The following is an 18,867-nucleotide window of genomic DNA, read 5'->3' as shown; positions in this document are numbered from 1 at the left end:
TTAGGCACGCCGCCAGCGTTCGTCCTGAGCCAGGATCAAACTCTCCATAATAGTTAAGTTTAAATCTTGTATTGCTCAAAAAACTAATAATTGACGTTTTACTTCATGTTTTGTTTAGTTTTCAAAGATCATCTTGTAAGCTAATTTAACAACTTAATAATCATAACATCGTCGACAAAAACTGTCAATCAATATTTTTTTAAGTTGTGTCTCAGCGACGTTTATAAATATAACATCTATTTAACCACCGGTCAATACATTTTCTAAATGTTTTTCAAAAAAATTTAAACAAGGTATATTCCAATAACACCTAATGCAATAACACCAGGCATGCCAAGAATACTAACAAATAGACATGTAAATGCGTTGATTGGGATATGGAAGTTATTTGATGCCAATATGTAATTCAATAAAAACACAATCATAACGCAAACAATTCCTCTTAGTACATACTTACTTATATTTTTAAATGCCTTAATAGGTAGACCTACTAATAATAAAAATAAAATCACAAATAAAACTACCGATATCATAATTACACTATTCATTACAAAAACTCCCCTCATATAACTTGTACACCTTGTACTAAGATTGTATGAAGGGAGTTTGCATTAAATACCTAACAATTTAAAAGAGTATATTGTGTAAACAATAACTCCATCTTCTATTACTTCATTTTCGTAATCAACACATTACGGGCCTTTGCTTCTTTTAATAAGAAGAAATATTTAACTTGTGATAGTTTGACATGAATTAACAAATCCTCTGGTGGATCTACACTTCTATCGACTAACTCAACTTGATTCAAATATATATCTTTATAGTCAAGTAAACTCTCTACAAGCAACTCGTCAAACTCTTTACGGAGCTTTCCTTTTTTTCGAAAAAAAACCATGGTCTCTCTCCATCAATCAATTTCTAGATTTCTCTTCTACCCTCAAGGGCTTTCGATAATGTTACTTCATCTGCATATTCCAAATCTCCACCTACAGGAAGACCATGTGCAATACGCGTAATTTTGATACCAGTAGATTTTAATAATCTCGAAATATACATGGCTGTAGCCTCACCCTCAATATTCGGGTTTGTTGCAAGTATAATTTCTTGTACTTCGTCATCTTTAAGCCTATTTAATAACTCCATAATTTTAATATCTTCGGGCCCCACACCTTCCATTGGAGATATCGCTCCGTGAAGCACATGGTATAATCCTTGATATTCTCTCATTTTTTCCATAGCGATTACATCTTTTGTATCTTGAACAACACAAATCGTTGTTCGATCTCTTTGTTGATCGCCACAAATATAACAAGGATCATTATCAGTTATATGGCCGCATTCTGAGCAATACAAAAGTTTTCTTTTTGCATCAATCATTGACTTTGCGAAATCCAATACATCATCTTGCTTCATTTCTAACATGAAAAATGCCAGGCGAACGGCCGTTTTGGGACCTACCCCCGGCAATTTCATAAAACTATCTATTAATTTTGATATGGGTTCAGGATAATGCATATTCTAATCCCCTAAAATAGACCTGGAATATTCATTCCTTTTGTAAATTGACCCATTGTTTTTGATGTTTCAACTTCAATTTGTTTCAGTGCATCATTAGTCGCAGTTAATACTAAGTCTTGAAGCATTTCGATATCTTCTGGATCAACTACTTCTTCTTTAATATTTACTTCTACGATTTGTTTTAATCCATTAGCAGTAACTGTTACCATTCCTCCGCCAGCTGTTCCAACGAAAGTACGTACATTTAATTCAGCTTGTGCTTCTTCCATTTGCTTTTGCATTTTTTGTACTTGTTTCATCATGTTATTCATATTACCCATTCCGCCACGCATCATTTTATATTCCTCCAATATATTTATTCTTTTATTATGACTAAATCCTCACCGACAAGATTGATTGCTTCTTGTACGATTGGTGAAACTTCATTAGTAGTTTCTTGTTGTTTCGTTTGATTTAAATATGAATCCCTAGTAGATCTCCAATCCTCCTCGGGAATTGCTAACATACTCATTTCTGAACCCAATAATGTAGACAAGGTTTGATTAATAGTCGTAAGATGCTCTTGTTCTCCATTATTATTAATTAAATCACAAATTGTTTCTGATTTAAAAGCAACAATACATTGCTCTGAAGAAGCTGCAACAACCTCACCATAAGAAACCAAAGTGGCAGTAGATACTTTATTTTGATAACGTAACTGGTCCTGTAATGTCGGCCATGCTGCCAATACTTTATTTTTCTCAGGCTTACTAGCCGCACGTAGTACACTTTGTATCATACTATTCGGCACTTTTGAGCGAGTTGCCGTTGATCTCGATTTCGTTGGTGCAGTATCATTATTCGCTGCACTAACCGCTATTCCATTTTCTTTTAAATGGTTAATTTCTTTTTCAAGATGATTAATTTTATTGAGTAAAGCAGTTAATTCTTCTGATTTTTTACCTACATTACTTACAGATGCCTTTTGACATAACTGAACAATCGCTACCTCGAGTAAAACCCTCGGATGATTCGTCCATTTCATCTCTTGTTGACTTTTACTTAGTGAAGCAATAATTTGATAAATTAATTCATCTTCATATGCCTCTGTTATTTCTTTAAAGCGATCATTCACAGTAGCTCTTTCGAGTAACTCTACAGTACTAGGTGAATGTCTATATAATAGAACATCTCTAAAATAGACTGTTAAATCTTCAATGAAACGAACTGGGTCTTTCCCTTGGTTCAATAGTTCCTCAATATGTGTTAAACAAGCTGATACATTTCCATCTTTAATAGAAGAAACAACTGAAATTAAACTTTCTTGAGCAACAGTTCCAGTAACGGACAATACATCGTTTAAAGTGATAAATTGATCACTATATGAGATTGCTTGATCAAGTATACTCAGTGCATCCCTCATACCGCCCTCTGCCGCTCTTGATAACATCACCAAAGCCTCAGGATCAATTTCTGTTTGTTGATGGTTCAAGACGACCATTAATCGATCAGAAATTGTTTGAGCACTAATCTTATGAAAATCAAAGCGCTGACATCTCGAAAGAATTGTTAACGGTATTTTATGAGGTTCTGTTGTAGCTAATATAAAAATCACATGTCCTGGTGGCTCTTCTAATGTTTTTAATAACGCATTAAATGCTCCTATTGAAAGCATATGAACTTCATCTATTATGTACACTTTGTACTTACCTACGGAAGGTGCATATTTAACCTTTTCGCGAATGTCACGAATCTCATCTACACCGTTATTAGAAGCAGCATCGATTTCAATTACATCTGAAATTGAACCATCAGTAATACCTTTACATACTGAACATTCATTACATGGCTCATTTGTTGGTGCATGTTCACAATTTAAAGCTTTTGCAAAAATTTTCGCCGTACTTGTTTTTCCTGTCCCTCGTGGGCCAGTAAACAAGTATGCATGGGAAACTTTTTGCTGAAGAAGGGAGTTTTGTAACGTTCGTATAATATGGTTTTGACCTACAACGTCTTTGAATTGTTGTGGTCTCCACAAACGATATAATGCTTGGTATGTCAATTTATTTCCTCCTTCTTACAAAGTCACCATTATTATACCCTAAGTAGTGATTTGTTGGAAAATTTTTTAAAGAAAACAAAAAAACTCACTCAAGTTTATGAGTGAGTTTTTATAAAGTTACTGCCGTGCACCACACTTCGATGCACTACCCCAGGCGTTACTTAAACAGTTAGCTCGGCCCAGGCACCCCTACGGCACACGAGATGGCTCACTTATTGCTGCTTCCTTCCGGACCTGACAAGGTTCGTGAGTTCTCGTTGCGTAGGACCCAGACGTCAACACCACTTATTTAAGGCAGGCCCCAAAGTAGGTACACCTCGGTGTGGAATTCAGTCTCGCTAGAGCGGATTGCGAGTACAGGGCACCGCTACCTCCCCACCTAGCACGGCAAAGTTACAACCTTAATTATCCCGCCATTAGAAGCGGTATTTAAAGTATATACGAACCTAAGTAAAAAATCAATGCTTGTCCTCATTAGGTAATTTTTTCTTCCTCAACCTTAACGCTCTAAAGAAATTTGTTAATAAACTGCTACATTCTTCCTCTAAAATACCAATTGTCACATCACATCGATGATTAAATTGATCCTCTTGCAGTAAATTATATATAGAGCCTCCACAACCAGCTTTAGGATCTCGAGCACCAAAGACTACCCTAGGAATTCTCGATTGAATGATTGCGCCAGCACACATAGGACAAGGTTCCAATGTTACATATAATGTCGTTTCCTCAAGCCTCCATGAATCAATTACTTTACAAGCTTCTTCTATTGCAGTGATTTCAGCATGTCCTAATGCCGTTTGTTTAGTTTCTCTTATATTATATCCTCGCGCAATTACTTCATCCTTATAAACAATAATGGCACCAATCGGAACTTCGCCTAGCTCTTCGGCTTTCAAAGCTTCCTCTATCGCCATTTTCATAAAAATCTCGTCTTTATTCAAATTTTACACCTCTTTATTTCTATTACTAACAAATATTCTTTTTATGAGTAGATAAACTAAACCTTAGAATGGAGTGATTTTGAGTGAATTCTTCCGATAACAATAATCCAAAGCCAGCTTTAATAATGGTTGATTTAATCAACTCATTTTCATTTAAGCATGGTTGTGTCCTCGCAGAAAAAACTGAAAAAATGCTTACAAATATCAATCTGTTAAGGGATTTATTTATAAAAAGAGAATTTCCGATTATATATGTAAACGATCACTATAAACAAAATAATCCTACCGCTGAAAAAATTATAAAATACTGTACGAATCCATTAAGTTATAACATTATCCAGGAAATTAAGCCTAAAGGACATGAATACTGTATTTTCAAACCAAACTATTCAGGCTTTTACCAGACTGAACTTGATAAAGAATTAAAAAAACAAAAAGTAACTCATTTAATCATCTTAGGTGTTGCAGGTAATCGATGTGTACTTTTTACAGCTAACGACGCATTTATGCGAGATTATAACTTAATTATACCTTACGATGCAATTTCCTCTATTACTGATTACGATGAGAAAGTTGCGATCTATATGATGAAGGATATATTGAATGCAAAATTGATTCTTTCTCAGGAAATAGAGGGAGTCATAAGTGAATTATTTAAAAATTAGGATAATAAAATTGGAAATTATTTAAAATTGTATTCCACCTGTCCGCAGTATGTTAAAATAGTTTCTGTATGTTTAAGCGTATGATACGGAAATTGACTAGTAAGGAGGACAAGAGATGATACATGTACCTTTTATTACAGTAGAAGGACCTATAGGTGTCGGAAAAACATCTCTATCCAAAGCGATCTCTGAGCACTTTCATTATGAATTATTGAAAGAAATAGTAGATGAAAATCCATTTTTAGGTAAGTTTTACACAGACATTGAAGAGTGGAGTTTCCAAACGGAAATGTTTTTCCTATGCAACCGATTTAAACAATTAGAAGATATCGATAAAATGTTTCTTAAAAAATCGATTCCAGTAGTTGCAGACTACCACATCCTTAAGAATTTAATCTTTGCAAGCAGGACGTTAAAAGACCAACAGCACGATAAATACTTAAAAATATATCAGATTTTAACAGAAGATATGCCAAAACCTAACGTAATCATCTATTTAACTGCCAGCTTAGAAACACTTCAAAAGAGAATTGAGCTTCGAGGCAGAGAATTTGAAAACTTAATTGAAGATCAATACTTATTACAACTAATAGAAGATTACGAGATACACATGAAAGAATTTCAGTTAAAACACCCTGAGATTCCTGTATTAAAGTTCGATGGAGATCAAATTGACTTCGTAAATAATCCAAGAGATTTAACGATGATTCTTGATACATTAGAAAACACCTTACAAAAGGAGCTAAGAAGCATATGAATTTGCGCGAAAAATACGGAATACGAAATGACGCAGTAATCACAATTGCCGGTACAGTTGGAGTAGGTAAGTCTACGATGACAAATGCTTTAGCGGACGCATTAAACTTTCGTACATCATTTGAAAAAGTTGATACGAATCCATATTTAGATAAATTCTATCAAGATTTTTCTAGATGGAGTTTTCATTTACAAATTTACTTCTTAGCTGAACGCTTTAAGGAACAAAAAAGAATGTTCGAGTATGGCGGAGGTTTTATCCAAGATCGTTCTATTTATGAAGACACTGGAATCTTTGCAAAAATGCATTATGAAAAAGGCACAATGAGTGAAGTAGATTATGAAACATATACTAGCTTATTTGATGCAATGGTAATGTCACCATATTTTCCAACACCAGACTTATTAATTTATTTAGAAGGAACATTTGACGAAGTAGTTGAGCGTATTAAAGAACGTGGACGTCCGATGGAACAACAAACTCCAATCGAGTATTGGAAAGAAATGAACTCTCGTTATGAAAACTGGATTAATAATTTTAATGCTTGCCCAGTACTTCGCCTAAGTATTAGTGAATATGACCTAATTAAAGACGAAACATCTGTTGAAGAAATCATTAAGAAAATTGGTAATGTATTAAATCATTCTCAAAAATATATCAAATCTAGATAATAAATAGTAAAGCTGTTTACTCTATACCAATGAGTAAACAGCTTTTTATATTTCTATTATTTTTAGACAAACAAAAAACTCGTTACCATAAGTAACGAGTTGACAATCTCCGATATATGTATGCGCTCCGTTATAAATCAAAAATGGAGGAGTAAGAGGGATTCGAACCCCCGCGGGCTGTTACACCCCTGTCGGTTTTCAAGACCGATCCCTTCAGCCAGACTTGGGTATTACTCCGTTTTGACAAGATTTATAATATCATAATAAAAATTTATGGTCAAGCATTCTTTCAAAAAAAAATATTATTTTTCCCTTTTTATTTATTAACAGCTCGTACTGTAAAAAAGACCATTATTTACACTAATAATTTATCAAGGAGTTATTTAAATATACATGTAAAATTCCATTACTTATAATAGAAATATAATATAAATCATGTCAAAAATTTGGATAGGAGGAGAAAAGATTTGTTAGAGTTATTACCTTTAATGTTAGAACGCGTTGGTATATTAGTCATACTAGCTTTATTACTTTCTAGAATGAAATCTTTTCGCCAAATTATTCAAAATGAGCATTCCGTAAAAGGCAAATTTTTATTAATTGTCATCTTCGGTGCTTTCGGCATTGTTAGTAATTACACTGGCGTTCATATTTATCAAGATTCTATTATGTCACAAACTTGGCATTTTAATGTAGATAGTAATAATGCAATTGCAAACACACGAATTATGGGTGTTGCGATTGGCGGTTTGCTCGGTGGTCCATTTGTCGGATTGGGCGTTGGACTAATTGCTGGTCTGCACAGATTAACTCTTGGTGGTTTTACAGCCCTCGCATGTGCGTTTTCTACAATATTGGCTGGAGTTGTAACAGGATTCCTAGGTAAAAAATATGGGATTCAAAAAAACAACTCTCTATTAAGGGCTGTGATCATTGGAATTTTAATGGAGTGCATTCAAATGGGGATTATTTTAATTGTCGCAAAGCCTTTCGATGCGGCCTTGCACTTAGTGGAATTAATTGCTTTTCCTATGATTGCCATTAACGGATTTGGAACATTCATCTTCATATTAATTATTCAAAACATACTTCAGGAAGAAGAAAAAACTAGAGCTCTTCAAACAAACAGAGCTTTATTCATTGCCCAGCAAACACTCCCCTATTTTAGACAGGGATTAACGACTCACTCAAGTGCCGAGGTTTCAAGAATTATTTTCAGACTGACAAAAGCAGATGCTATTTCAATTACTGATCATGAACAAGTACTCGCGCATATCGGTGCAGGTTCTAATCATCACAAACCATTACAGAGCCTATCCACTAGATTAACGAAAAAAGCCCTTGAGCATGGTGACATTTTTATTGCGAATAGTAGAGAAGAAATTCAGTGCTCTCATGAAAATTGCCCATTACAAGCGGCAATTGTACTTCCATTAAAAGCTTCAAATAGAACTGTAGGATCATTGAAATTATATTATCGAGATTCAAGTAAACTCGATAAAGTTGAACAGGAATTAGCTGACGGATTAAGTAAACTTTTTTCAACCCAGTTAGAACTAGCTGAAGTAGAGTTACAAAGAAGACTATTAAAAGATGCAGAAATAAAAGCTTTACAAGCACAAGTACATCCACATTTTTTATTTAATTCGATTAATACTATTTCTAGTCTGATTCGAACAGATTCAGATAAAGCTAGAAAATTACTTATACATCTGAGTACTTTTTTCCGTAACAATTTGCAAGGAGCAAGACAAACACTAGTACCACTTGAAAAAGAACTTGAGCATGTTGAAGCATATTTGACGTTAGAGCAAACCCGTTTCCCAAATAAATTTACTGTAGATTTTGACATTGAACCAAGCTTACGCAATGTCATGATACCTCCATTTACACTACAACCTCTTGTAGAAAATTCAATCCGACATGCATTTTCAAAAGAGAAAAAACTAAATGTAGTTGTCAGTGCATACAAAAATAAAAGAAAAATGATCCTTCTTACTGAGGACAATGGTAAAGGTATTCCAACCGAATTACTTAAAACTATTGGTAATGAAACTGTTCAGTCAAAAGAAGGAACTGGTACTGCCTTATGGAATATTAAGAAACGTATTGAAGAAATTTATGGTCAAAAAGAGAACTTTCAAATAGAATCAGATCTTGGATTAGGTACAAAAGTATATATAACGCTACCTTTAGCCGAGGAGAACTTGGAGGGATAATATTTGTTAAAGGCACTAATAATTGATGATGAGCCGTTAGCGCGTGACGAATTAGCTTATCTATTAAAGAGAAGTAAGGAAGTAGATATCATAGCTTCAGTCGATACTATTGAAAGAGCGCTGGAGGAAGTTCACTCGAATACAATTGATGTCGTCTTTTTAGATATTCAGTTAGCTGATGAAAGTGGATTGGATTTGGCTCAAAAATTACAGGATTTAGATTACAAGCCCGCCATTGTATTTGCAACAGCTTTTGATGAGTATGCCTTGAATGCCTTTGAATTACAGGCAATTGATTACATTTTAAAACCGTATGACGAAGATAGAATTTTAAAAACCGTAGAAAAGATTATTAGGCTCGCATCTCCCCATTTTAAAGAATCGCTAAATAAGAAACAAAAACGCCAATTAAAACAAGATAAACTGGCAATTAATGTAGATGAACGAATACTATTAGTTACATTTGAGGAAATTCTATACGTTTATACACTTGATGGTAAGACAGTCGTTGTGACTGAAAAATATTCATATCAAGTTAATGAGCCATTGATAAGTATTGAACGTAAACTTCAAGACACTTCATTTATACGTGTACATCGTAGCTACATCGTTAATATCGATAAGATTATTGAAATTCAACCCTGGTTTCATTCAACTTATAATCTAATCATGCGTGATCAAGAGAAAGTCCCTGTAAGTCGTACTTATACTAAGGAATTAAAACTGCTTTTTGATTTTTAAATTGTATTTCACTACCCTATTTTGCGATTCACCCTGTTATTTATGCAATTCATATTGAAAAGAAGATGTTGGCATTTTCATAGCGTAATATAAAAGATATAAAAACAGGGGAGGTCTTGATAAAAATGAATGCGGTTACAATTGTTATTGCTTCTATGTGTATATTAATGATAGCCTATCGTTTATATGGAACTTTCATAACGGTAAAGGTATTAAAGCTAGATGATTCTAAAGCAACACCCGCTCATGAATTAAACGATGGAAAGGATTATGTACCAACAAACAAATGGGTTTCCTTCGGTCATCACTTTGCTGCGATTGCTGCAGCTGGTCCATTAGTAGGTCCTATTTTAGCTGCACAATTTGGTTACCTACCTGGTCTACTTTGGCTCTTAATAGGTGCAGTTATTGGTGGAGCAGTACATGACGCAGTTGTATTATTTGCCTCTATGCGTAAAAAAGGTAAATCATTATCAGAAGTAGCAAAAGAAGAATTAGGTCCCGTAGCTGGTTTTTGTACAGGGCTAGCTATGCTATTTATTATTACGATTACAATGGCAGGTCTTTCAATGGTTGTGCTTCATGCGCTAGAAAACAATCCTTGGGGTACTTTTGCTGTTGGTATTACAATTCCAATTGCTATGGGTGTTGGATTATTTTATAAGAAAACAGGCAACTTAAAACTAGCCTCCACTATTGGGTTTGTTTTATTAATGGTTGGTGTATTTATGGGGCCAACTATCCAGGAGACTGCTCTTGGGGAATTTTTAACATTTGATACAAAAACATTAGCTATTATTCTACCGATCTATGCATTTTTTGCAGCAGCATTACCAGTATGGTTATTGCTTGCACCTCGAGATTATTTGAGTAGTTTCATGAAAATTGGTGTATTTATTGCATTAATTATCGGCGTATTTATTATAAATCCAGTTATTGAATTCCCAGCATTTACGAAATTTACTGGTGGTGGCGGTCCAATTCTTGCAGGACCAGTATGGCCATTCATTTCAATTACAATTGCATGTGGAGCGATTTCTGGTTTCCACGCTTTCGTAGGATCTGGTACAACTCCAAAAATGCTTGATCGATGGAGCGATATTAAAGTTGTAGGATTTGGAGCAATGCTTGTTGAGTGTTTAGTAGGGATTATGGCACTTATCGCTGCTACCGCTCTACAACCAGCAGATTACTTTGCAATTAACTCAACTCCAGAAGTATTTAAAACCCTGGGTATGGAAGTTGTACATCTTCCCGAGCTTGCACGAGAAATTGGACTAGACTTAGAAGGTCGTACTGGTGGCGCTGTTACACTAGCAGTAGGAATGTCCTACATTTTTACATCAATTCCATGGTTTAGCCATTTAGCATCTTACTTCTTCCAATTTGTAATCATGTTTGAGGCAGTATTTATTTTAACGGCAATCGATGCTGGTACTCGTGTAGCAAGATACTTAATTCAAGATTTCTTTGGAGAGTACTATAAACCGTTGAAGAAAACGGATTGGATCCCTGGTTCAATATTTGCAAGTGCACTTGCTTGTTTTATGTGGGGATATCTCTTATTTTCCGGAGACATTGGATCAATTTGGGCACTATTCGGTGTATCTAACCAGTTAATGGCTTCGATCGGTCTGATCATTGGTGCGACGGTTATACTAAAAATTGCTGATAAACGTTGGTACATGTTAACATGTCTTGTCCCACTCGCGTATCTATTTGTAACAGTAAACTATGCGGGATACTGGATGGTTAAAAACGTTTATCTAAATCCTGATGCTGCAGGATACAGCACACTAAATGCAATTCTTTCAATCATCATGCTAGTCCTTGGTATTATCATACTAATTTCTGCAATTAAAAAATGGTTGGAAATGTGGAATACTCCTCAATTTAAAATGAATGCGAAAACATTCTAAATAAAAAGCAGGTTGTCTCTGAGAAACTCTCTCTCGTGACAACCTGCTTATTTTTATTTAATGACTTCTTTTCCACCCATATAAGGACGAAGCACTTCAGGAATGACTACTGAACCATCTGCTTGTTGGTAGTTTTCCAAGATTGCAGATACTGTACGACCAATCGCTAGGCCAGATCCATTTAATGTATGAACAAATTCTGGCTTTCCTTTCGGCTCACGACGGAAGCGAATATTCGCACGTCTTGCTTGGAAAGCTTCAAAATTACTACAAGAAGAAATTTCTTTGTAAGCATCATAGCTTGGTAACCAGACTTCAATATCATACGTTTTTGCAGAAGTGAAACCAATATCACCAGCACATAATGTAATAACACGGTATGGTAATTCTAATAATTGTAGAACTTTTTCAGCATGAGCTGTTAATTTTTCTAACTCTATATAAGAATCTTCTGGTTTAACAAAACGAACAAGTTCAACTTTATTAAACTGGTGCTGACGAATTAAACCTCTTGTATCGCGTCCAGCAGATCCTGCTTCTGAACGGAAGCATGCACTATAAGCTGTATATGCAATCGGTAACTGTGAACCATCTAAAATCTCATCACGATGATAGTTTGTAACTGGAACTTCCGCTGTCGGTACTAAGAAGAAATCTTCTTTTTCGATACGGAATGCATCTTCTTCAAATTTTGGAAGCTGCCCAGTACCAATCATACTTGAACGATTTACAAGATTTGGAGGTAACATCTCTGTATAACCATGCTCCTCTGTATGAAGATCTAACATAAAACTAATTAAAGCACGCTCAAGTTTTGCCCCTAAACCTTTATAGAATGTAAAACGGCTACCTGTAACTTTCGCACCGCGTTCAAAATCAAGAATGTCTAAATCTACGCCTAAATCCCAGTGTGGTTTCGGTTCAAATTCAAATGTACGAACTTCACCGATTCTACGAATTTCAACATTGTCATCTTCCGTTAAACCTTCAGGAACTGAATCACTTACTAGGTTTGGGATTGTAAATAGAATAGCATCAAGTTGCTCTTCTAATCCTCTAATTTCTTCATCTAGGTCTTTAATTTTATCGCCAACTTCGCGCATTTCAACAATTAAAGCCTCAGCGTCTTTTTTCTCACGCTTTAAAACACTTATTTCTTGGCTAACTTCATTACGGCGACTTTTTAATCCTTCAGCTTCAACAAGTAATTCTCTACGCTTTAAATCCAAGTCTTCAAATTTTTCAATATAGCTTACATCTCCACCACGTAACTGTAATTTTGCTTTTACATCTTCAAAATTGCTACGTAATAACTTAACGTCTAACATTTTCATTCCTCCTATTTTTCTTTGCTGTCTAAAGGATGTTAAAAAAGAATACAAAAAAGCCCTCATCCCTATAAAGGGACGAGAGCTACCCGCGTTGCCACCCTAATTGAAGAATTACAAATAATCCTTCCACCTTAGTATAGTTTAACGGACTATATAACCGGAGTTATTTACTAACTAGAATCAGTATTCCACAACTCGCTCAAGAATGGATTCACAAGACTTCATTATCGGTTTTCACCAACCACCGACTCTCTGGAAATTAAGAACTTGTTACTATTTTCTTTCATCGCTTTAGACAATTAAATTTTATTATAATTTACTATAAGCTTTTACATTTTTCAATAGCTACATACTTAAATTAGCATTTTTTTCTTTAACCATGTTTACAAAGTAATTCATTAAGCGATAGTCTTCTGTTAATTCTGGATGGAACGATGCAGCTAACATATGGTTTTGTTTAACAGCAACAATATTACCATCATGCTCGGCTATAACTTCTGCATCACCAGAAACTGAACGAATAAATGGTGCTCTAATGAATACCGCCGGGAAGTCTTCGCATACTCCTTTTATAGGAATATTCACTTCAAAACTATCGACTTGTCTACCAAATGCATTGCGCTCTGAAACCATATCCATTACGCCAAGGTGTACTGTATCATCATTTGCAATTTCCTTTGAAAGCAAAATCATGCCAGCACATGTACCAAATGCAGGTAAACCATTTTCAATTTTATCTTTTAATGGCTGTAGTAAACCAATATGGTCAAGTAGCTTACGCATCGCAGTACTTTCTCCACCAGGTAATACAATCCCATCTAATCCTTCTAAATGCTCTACACGCTTCACAATTACCGCTTCAGCACCTGATGCATTAATTGCATTAATATGTTCTTGAACTGCTCCCTGTAAAGCTAATACACCAATTTTCATCGTGTCACCAACTTAAATGCTACGGTCTTGCATACGATCAGCAGCTGCAAGTTGTCTCATATCGATACCTTTCATAGCTGGACCTAAGTTTTTAGAAAGGTTTGCAATTAACTCGTAATCTTGGTAGTGAGTAGTAGCTTGTACAATCGCACTAGCAAATTTCTCAGGGTTTTCTGATTTGAAGATACCAGATCCTACGAATACCCCATCAGCACCTAATTCCATCATTAAAGCTGCATCAGCAGGTGTTGCTACACCACCAGCCGCGAAGTTTACTACTGGTAAACGACCAAGCTCTTTAATTTGAAGTAATAATTCATATGGAGCGCCAAGGTTTTTAGCTTCAACCATTAATTCATCAAGTGATAAACCAACTACTTTACGGATTTCTCCATTAATTTGGCGTAAGTGACGAACTGCTTCTACGATGTTTCCTGTTCCAGGCTCACCTTTAGTACGAAGCATAGATGCACCTTCACCAATACGACGAAGTGCTTCACCTAGGTTACGGCAACCACAAACGAATGGAACTGTGTAATCAGATTTATTAATGTGGAAGATATCATCAGCAGGTGATAATACTTCACTCTCATCAATGTAGTCTACTCCCATTGCTTCTAAAACGCGAGCTTCTACGATATGTCCAATACGCGCTTTAGCCATTACAGGAATACTAACTGCGTTTAAAATTTCTTCAGTAATACTTGTATCAGCCATACGAGCAACTCCACCAGCTGCACGAATATCAGATGGTACTTTTTCTAAAGCCATTACTGCAACTGCACCAGCTGCCTCTGCTATTTTAGCTTGTTCAGCATTTACTACGTCCATAATAACGCCGCCTTTTTGCATTTCTGCCATGCCACGTTTTACACGATCTGTTCCTGTTAAATTCATTGTCTTGCCCCTCCATTATTAAAACATTCTAGGTAACAAAATTATTTGCGATTTTCTCCCATTGAAAAGTTACCTAATTCCCATTTTACTGAAAAATGTTCAACTTAACAATTGAAGTTACTGTATTTTATAATTATTTAAATAATCCACTTATGCCATCAACGATACTTCCCCATAAATTCCCAAAGAAAGAACCGATTGCTCTAAATGTTAATACGAACCAATTTGCTTTTTCTACGTCTTTATCTACTACTAAATCAAATGTTTTTTCATTGCTTGTAGTAATAAAGCCCAAATCGTCTTTATTTGAAGACTTAACAATTATTTCTCCAACTTTAGTATTCTTTTTAATCGGAGCAATAATATGACCATCTTCATCTACATTTTTTCCAGATAATTTAATCTGTGCTTTATAATTTTTACCTTCTCCACGCTTTACAGCTAATGTAAGTGCATCTTTGGCAACAACATTTACTTCTTTTTCTTTACCTTTGATCACTTTAACTGTTTTATTTCCTTTAACAGCTTGGCCTTTTTCAACTAATGTAATTTTCTCGAAATTACTGAAACCATAATCCATTAATTTTGCTGTTTCACTGAAACGTGAATTGTATGAATCTGCTCCCATTACAACAGAAATATAACGTTGACCGTCTCTTTCAGCCGTACCTGTAAAACAAAATCCAGCAGAATCAGTTGAACCTGTTTTCAAACCGTCCATACCTTGGTATTCGAAAACTAATCCTGGTAACATCCAGTTCCAGTTTTCCATTTTTACAGGATATTTCTGACCTTCTTGGAAGATTTTTTTAGGAATTGATGAAGTTTCAAGAACTTCAGGATAATCATTTAGTAAATAGTATGCTAATTTAGCCACACCTTTAGCACTCATAATATTTTCATCAGAAGGTGATGTACCTTCTGGGTGCATGCCTTGTAAATCTTTATTCACTAGACCAGTTGCGTTAACAAACTTAACCTCACCTAGTTTTAGTTCTTTTGCTTTATCATTCATAAGCTGTACAAAATTTTTCTCTGAACCGCCAACTAATTCAGCTAGTGCAATAGTCGCACCATTCGCAGAATAAATTGCTGCAGCTTCGTATAATTCTTTTACTGTATATTTTCCACCTAGCTCTAATGGTACATTAGATAAACCAGTATTTTGTGAAATTTTATGTGCATATTCTGATACTGTTACTTTTTGATCCCATGATATTTTCCCATCATGAACAGCATCAATTACAAGATATTCAGACATCATTTTTGTCATACTCGCTATTGGTAAAGGAGTATTTGAATTTTTTTCGAATAATATTTTTCCAGAGTTTGAATCTACTAATATCGCTGCATCAGCCTTAACTCCTAACACATCTTCAGCAGCTACTAGTCGTAAATTTACAGGGATGACTAAAGCAAATGCTAGTGTTAATACTACTAGTTTTTTTAGTATGTTCTTTCCAATCACTTTCTTACCTCCACTCATTTATTTCATCTTGTACATTTTAACATAATTATTTCCCAAAAAATAGGCAACTACAATTTCTTGTAATTGCCTAATGAAATCACGAAGAGTAATTAGGTGCCTCTTTCGTAATATGAACATCATGAGGATGACTTTCTCTTAATCCAGCTCCAGTCATTCTAATAAATTGTGCATTTTCTCTTAATTCTCTTAAAGTAGGTGTTCCACAGTAACCCATACCAGCTCTTATACCACCAATTAATTGGTGAACTGTGTCTGCTAAAGGACCTTTGTAAGCAACACGTCCTTCAATACCTTCTGGAACTAACTTTTTATTACCTTCTTGGAAATAACGATCTTTACTTCCTCGTTCCATAGCGCCAACAGAACCCATACCACGATACACCTTAAATTGTCTTCCTTGGAATATCTCAGTTTCGCCTGGGCTTTCTTGAACACCTGCAAACATGCTACCTAACATAACAACATGTCCACCAGCTGCTAAAGCTTTAACGATATCTCCAGAATATTTAATACCACCATCCGCGATAATAGGTACACCATATTCTTTAGCTACAGTTGCACAATCATATACTGCTGTTAATTGAGGTACACCAACACCAGCTACTACTCGAGTTGTACAAATTGAACCTGGTCCGATACCAACTTTTACAATATCAGCTCCTGCTTCAATTAACTCTTTTGTTGCCTGTGCAGTAGCAACATTTCCAGCGATAATTGCTAACTCTGGGAACTTGTTTCTAATTTCTTGTACTTTTTCAATAACGCCTTTTGAATGTCCGTGGGCAGTATCTATGACTACTACGTCAACATTAGCTTTTACTAAAAACTCTACGCGTTGTAGGGCATCTTTTGTTACACCTACTGCTGCTCCTACTAATAGGCGACCTTGTTGGTCTTTCGCAGAGTTAGGGAACTCAATAACTTTTTCAATATCTTTTATCGTAATTAAACCTTTTAAAATTCCATTCTCATCTACTAGGGGTAACTTTTCGATTTTATGCTTTTGAAGAATTTTTTCAGCTTCTGCAAGTGTAGTTCCTACTGGAGCAGTTACTAAATTTTCTTTTGTCATAACATCAGAAATCACAATTGAGTAATCTTGAATAAAACGTAAATCACGATTTGTAAGAATACCAACTAACTTTTTGTTATCTGTATCATCTACAATCGGTACACCTGAAATTCGGTATTTTCCCATTAAATATTCTGCATCTGCTACTTTGTGAGTCGGTGTAAGGAAAAATGGATCATTAATTACACCACTCTCTGAACGCTTAACTTTATCTACTTGTTCAGCTTGTTCTTCGATTGACATATTTTTGTGAATAATACCTAATCCACCCTGTCTAGCCATTGCAATTGCCATCTCAGCTTCAGTTACAGTGTCCATACCAGCACTAATTAGAGGTATGTTTAACTGGATTTTATCAGTTAATCTTACACTTACATCAACTTGGTTTGGAAGTACTTCAGATTTAGCTGGAACTAATAAAACATCATCAAAAGTAAGTCCTTCTTTTACGAATTTCGATTCCCACATTAAAAAAGCCCCCCTATATGCGTATAAATATTATTAGTAGATTAACAATAGGATAAAACACTGTCAAGGAAGTCAAGTTATGTTTAAATATTCAGTTAATAAGGAGTCTTACTCTTATGCTATATCCATATAATAATGTATGGGATGAACTATGCTACTTTAGCTCTGCTCAATATTCAAAAAATTATTTACAAAGAAAATATGAGCGTTTTCATTCTATAGATAAAAAATCAAAGGCTTTTCATAATGCTTATCCCTTTTTATATTATATCGAACATGGGAAAAGCTATTTTCTTGCGGCTCAACATTCACAAATAAACGTAAAACCAACATTACTGTTTTATGGACTAGTTCAGTTAATTAAGGCTTGTATCCTTACCGTAGATCCTAATTATCCTAGCACTACTGCCATTTTAGCTCACGGAGTGACATCTAGAAAAATCAAAAAAACCGGATACTCTTTTTTAGAAGATGAAGTAAAAATACAAAAAAACGGATTGTTTACTCATGCAGCAAAAGAATTATTTAATATTACAAATTTAGATGGTGAGAAGTTTATGATGCTTCAACTACTTCAATCAATACCTGAATTAAGTACTCTATTAAAAATAACGAAAAAAGGTAGTGTATTTATTCCGATACGTTTTGAGCATGATATGATTGTTGTACCTGAACAAATCTTATCTTCCTACCATTTTACCGCAGAACGTTTTATAACATTTCTACAGTCGAAACAAAGTACAATAAATATTGACCTTGTTTCACAAGACCCTAAAAACATTAAAATCCAGTCTAATAATAATGAAAAACTACTTAGAAATGCGCCTTTTTATTTTAATTTATCTAATCAAAGTTATCATTTAAAAACACAAAAGGAAGCATTGATGATTTTACCTGAAATACTTTATCATTACCTGCTTCTTTATAATTTAAGTATGATTTGCAGATATGAAACTGATTGGTGGTGCGAACTTTTACAAACATTTTCTACCGATGATTATCCCCTAATCAATCAGTTTCTAACATCAACTGAACAAAAAATTCCTTTTTTAATCAACCGTTTCTTAACCTTATAAAACACAAAAAAACATCAGCTTAATAGCTGATGTTTTAGTTACCAGGCGACGTTCTACTCTCACAGGGGGAAACCCCCAACTACCATCGACGCTGAAGAGCTTAACTGCCGTGTTCGGTATGGGAAC

The 18,867-nt window shown here is 34.9% G+C and carries 18 protein-coding genes, 1 tRNA gene, 1 rRNA gene, 1 other RNA gene and 1 other annotated feature; of the genes, 7 read left to right on the top strand and 14 right to left on the bottom strand.

Features of this window, described 5'->3' with window-relative positions:
- Window positions 1-284: 284 nt before the first annotated feature.
- The 7 genes from ACX6U0_RS21085 to tadA all read right to left on the bottom strand — a co-directional run bounded on the left by ACX6U0_RS21085 (window position 285) and on the right by tadA (window position 4,503).
- Window positions 285-548, bottom strand: coding sequence for a pro-sigmaK processing inhibitor BofA family protein (locus ACX6U0_RS21085; RefSeq protein WP_464961779.1), 264 nt, complete (start codon window positions 546-548; stop codon window positions 285-287).
- A gap of 119 nt (window positions 549-667) precedes the next feature.
- A complete protein-coding gene (locus ACX6U0_RS21080; protein WP_464961778.1) occupies window positions 668-895 on the bottom strand; it encodes a YaaL family protein in 228 nt (75 codons plus the stop codon).
- Between the two features lie 23 nt (window positions 896-918).
- Window positions 919-1,515 carry a recombination mediator RecR gene (gene recR / locus ACX6U0_RS21075; RefSeq protein WP_088004284.1) on the bottom strand — a complete coding sequence of 199 codons (597 nt, stop codon included), beginning with the start codon at window positions 1,513-1,515 and terminating at the stop codon, window positions 919-921.
- An 11-nt stretch (window positions 1,516-1,526) separates the two neighbouring features.
- Complete coding sequence (locus ACX6U0_RS21070; RefSeq protein WP_088004282.1) at window positions 1,527-1,853, bottom strand: YbaB/EbfC family nucleoid-associated protein; 327 nt, start codon at window positions 1,851-1,853, stop codon at window positions 1,527-1,529.
- Window positions 1,854-1,873: 20 nt separating this feature from the next.
- On the bottom strand, window positions 1,874-3,559 hold the full coding sequence (gene dnaX / locus ACX6U0_RS21065; protein ID WP_464961777.1) for a DNA polymerase III subunit gamma/tau: 1,686 nt from the start codon (window positions 3,557-3,559) through the stop codon (window positions 1,874-1,876).
- A 123-nt stretch (window positions 3,560-3,682) separates the two neighbouring features.
- Window positions 3,683-3,947, bottom strand: an RNA gene (gene ffs, locus ACX6U0_RS21060) — signal recognition particle sRNA large type.
- Window positions 3,948-4,017: 70 nt separating this feature from the next.
- Window positions 4,018-4,503, bottom strand: a complete 486-nt coding sequence (tadA, locus tag ACX6U0_RS21055; protein ID WP_464961776.1) for a tRNA adenosine(34) deaminase TadA — start codon at window positions 4,501-4,503, stop codon at window positions 4,018-4,020.
- A gap of 83 nt (window positions 4,504-4,586) precedes the next feature.
- Here tadA and ACX6U0_RS21050 point away from each other — a divergent pair, with 83 nt between their 5' ends.
- From ACX6U0_RS21050 to ACX6U0_RS21040, 3 genes are all read left to right on the top strand, one after another.
- Window positions 4,587-5,168 carry a cysteine hydrolase family protein gene (locus ACX6U0_RS21050; protein ID WP_464961775.1) on the top strand — a complete coding sequence of 194 codons (582 nt, stop codon included), beginning with the start codon at window positions 4,587-4,589 and terminating at the stop codon, window positions 5,166-5,168.
- A gap of 115 nt (window positions 5,169-5,283) precedes the next feature.
- Window positions 5,284-5,925 carry a deoxynucleoside kinase gene (locus ACX6U0_RS21045; protein WP_464961774.1) on the top strand — a complete coding sequence of 214 codons (642 nt, stop codon included), beginning with the start codon at window positions 5,284-5,286 and terminating at the stop codon, window positions 5,923-5,925.
- Window positions 5,922-6,596 (top strand): deoxynucleoside kinase, encoded by a 675-nt coding sequence (locus tag ACX6U0_RS21040; RefSeq protein WP_464961773.1) that lies wholly within the window; start codon window positions 5,922-5,924, stop codon window positions 6,594-6,596. Before ACX6U0_RS21045 ends, ACX6U0_RS21040 begins: the two co-directional genes overlap by 4 nt.
- 144 nt (window positions 6,597-6,740) lie before the next feature.
- Here ACX6U0_RS21040 and ACX6U0_RS21035 read toward each other — a convergent pair.
- A tRNA-Ser gene (locus tag ACX6U0_RS21035) sits at window positions 6,741-6,833 on the bottom strand.
- Window positions 6,834-7,063: 230 nt separating this feature from the next.
- Between ACX6U0_RS21035 and ACX6U0_RS21030 the strand changes: the two genes are divergently transcribed.
- The 3 genes from ACX6U0_RS21030 to cstA all read left to right on the top strand — a co-directional run bounded on the left by ACX6U0_RS21030 (window position 7,064) and on the right by cstA (window position 11,475).
- Window positions 7,064-8,815: a LytS/YhcK type 5TM receptor domain-containing protein gene (locus ACX6U0_RS21030; RefSeq protein WP_464961772.1), complete on the top strand. Its 1,752-nt coding sequence runs from the start codon at window positions 7,064-7,066 to the stop codon at window positions 8,813-8,815.
- 3 nt (window positions 8,816-8,818) lie between these two features.
- Window positions 8,819-9,556 (top strand): LytR/AlgR family response regulator transcription factor, encoded by a 738-nt coding sequence (locus ACX6U0_RS21025; protein ID WP_464961771.1) that lies wholly within the window; start codon window positions 8,819-8,821, stop codon window positions 9,554-9,556.
- A 125-nt stretch (window positions 9,557-9,681) separates the two neighbouring features.
- On the top strand, window positions 9,682-11,475 hold the full coding sequence (cstA, locus tag ACX6U0_RS21020) for a carbon starvation protein CstA (protein ID WP_464961770.1): 1,794 nt from the start codon (window positions 9,682-9,684) through the stop codon (window positions 11,473-11,475).
- A 53-nt stretch (window positions 11,476-11,528) separates the two neighbouring features.
- On the opposite strand, the gene serS is transcribed toward cstA, so the two are convergent.
- From serS to guaB, 5 genes are all read right to left on the bottom strand, one after another.
- The gene (gene serS / locus ACX6U0_RS21015; protein ID WP_464961769.1) at window positions 11,529-12,803 is read right to left on the bottom strand and encodes a serine--tRNA ligase; all 1,275 of its coding nucleotides are present in this window, start codon (window positions 12,801-12,803) and stop codon (window positions 11,529-11,531) included.
- Window positions 12,804-12,874: 71 nt separating this feature from the next.
- Window positions 12,875-13,102, bottom strand: a binding site (T-box leader).
- A 49-nt stretch (window positions 13,103-13,151) separates the two neighbouring features.
- Window positions 13,152-13,739: a pyridoxal 5'-phosphate synthase glutaminase subunit PdxT gene (gene pdxT / locus ACX6U0_RS21010; protein WP_464961768.1), complete on the bottom strand. Its 588-nt coding sequence runs from the start codon at window positions 13,737-13,739 to the stop codon at window positions 13,152-13,154.
- Between the two features lie 12 nt (window positions 13,740-13,751).
- On the bottom strand, window positions 13,752-14,636 hold the full coding sequence (gene pdxS / locus ACX6U0_RS21005) for a pyridoxal 5'-phosphate synthase lyase subunit PdxS (protein WP_088004258.1): 885 nt from the start codon (window positions 14,634-14,636) through the stop codon (window positions 13,752-13,754).
- A 133-nt stretch (window positions 14,637-14,769) separates the two neighbouring features.
- A complete protein-coding gene (locus tag ACX6U0_RS21000; RefSeq protein ID WP_464961767.1) occupies window positions 14,770-16,122 on the bottom strand; it encodes a serine hydrolase in 1,353 nt (450 codons plus the stop codon).
- A gap of 79 nt (window positions 16,123-16,201) precedes the next feature.
- Window positions 16,202-17,665 carry an IMP dehydrogenase gene (gene guaB / locus ACX6U0_RS20995; protein WP_464961766.1) on the bottom strand — a complete coding sequence of 488 codons (1,464 nt, stop codon included), beginning with the start codon at window positions 17,663-17,665 and terminating at the stop codon, window positions 16,202-16,204.
- Window positions 17,666-17,781: 116 nt separating this feature from the next.
- On the opposite strand from guaB, the gene ACX6U0_RS20990 reads away from it, so the two are divergent.
- Window positions 17,782-18,741: a YaaC family protein gene (locus ACX6U0_RS20990; protein WP_464961765.1), complete on the top strand. Its 960-nt coding sequence runs from the start codon at window positions 17,782-17,784 to the stop codon at window positions 18,739-18,741.
- A 40-nt stretch (window positions 18,742-18,781) separates the two neighbouring features.
- Here ACX6U0_RS20990 and rrf read toward each other — a convergent pair.
- Window positions 18,782-18,867 (bottom strand): 5S ribosomal RNA (gene rrf / locus ACX6U0_RS20985); the annotation flags it as partial.

Source organism: Gottfriedia sp. ABJ_BB2_2, from assembly GCF_055484705.1.
The sequence above is the reverse complement of the archived record's forward strand: the minus strand, read 5'-3'. Positions and strand labels throughout refer to the sequence as shown.

What these genes read in the sequence shown, in the direction of transcription:
- cstA (WP_464961770.1), top strand. Translation starts at nt 9,682, where the DNA reads ATGAATGCGGTTACAATTGTTATTGCTTCTATGTGTATATTAATGATA.
- ACX6U0_RS21000 (WP_464961767.1), bottom strand. Translation starts at nt 16,122, where the DNA reads ATGAGTGGAGGTAAGAAAGTGATTGGAAAGAACATACTAAAAAAACTA.
- ACX6U0_RS20990 (WP_464961765.1), top strand. Translation starts at nt 17,782, where the DNA reads ATGCTATATCCATATAATAATGTATGGGATGAACTATGCTACTTTAGC.
- serS (WP_464961769.1), bottom strand. Translation starts at nt 12,803, where the DNA reads ATGTTAGACGTTAAGTTATTACGTAGCAATTTTGAAGATGTAAAAGCA.
- ACX6U0_RS21040 (WP_464961773.1), top strand. Translation starts at nt 5,922, where the DNA reads ATGAATTTGCGCGAAAAATACGGAATACGAAATGACGCAGTAATCACA.
- ACX6U0_RS21045 (WP_464961774.1), top strand. Translation starts at nt 5,284, where the DNA reads ATGATACATGTACCTTTTATTACAGTAGAAGGACCTATAGGTGTCGGA.
- guaB (WP_464961766.1), bottom strand. Translation starts at nt 17,665, where the DNA reads ATGTGGGAATCGAAATTCGTAAAAGAAGGACTTACTTTTGATGATGTT.
- ACX6U0_RS21070 (WP_088004282.1), bottom strand. Translation starts at nt 1,853, where the DNA reads ATGATGCGTGGCGGAATGGGTAATATGAATAACATGATGAAACAAGTA.
- recR (WP_088004284.1), bottom strand. Translation starts at nt 1,515, where the DNA reads ATGCATTATCCTGAACCCATATCAAAATTAATAGATAGTTTTATGAAA.
- pdxS (WP_088004258.1), bottom strand. Translation starts at nt 14,636, where the DNA reads ATGAATTTAACAGGAACAGATCGTGTAAAACGTGGCATGGCAGAAATG.
- ACX6U0_RS21080 (WP_464961778.1), bottom strand. Translation starts at nt 895, where the DNA reads ATGGTTTTTTTTCGAAAAAAAGGAAAGCTCCGTAAAGAGTTTGACGAG.
- ACX6U0_RS21085 (WP_464961779.1), bottom strand. Translation starts at nt 548, where the DNA reads ATGAATAGTGTAATTATGATATCGGTAGTTTTATTTGTGATTTTATTT.
- pdxT (WP_464961768.1), bottom strand. Translation starts at nt 13,739, where the DNA reads ATGAAAATTGGTGTATTAGCTTTACAGGGAGCAGTTCAAGAACATATT.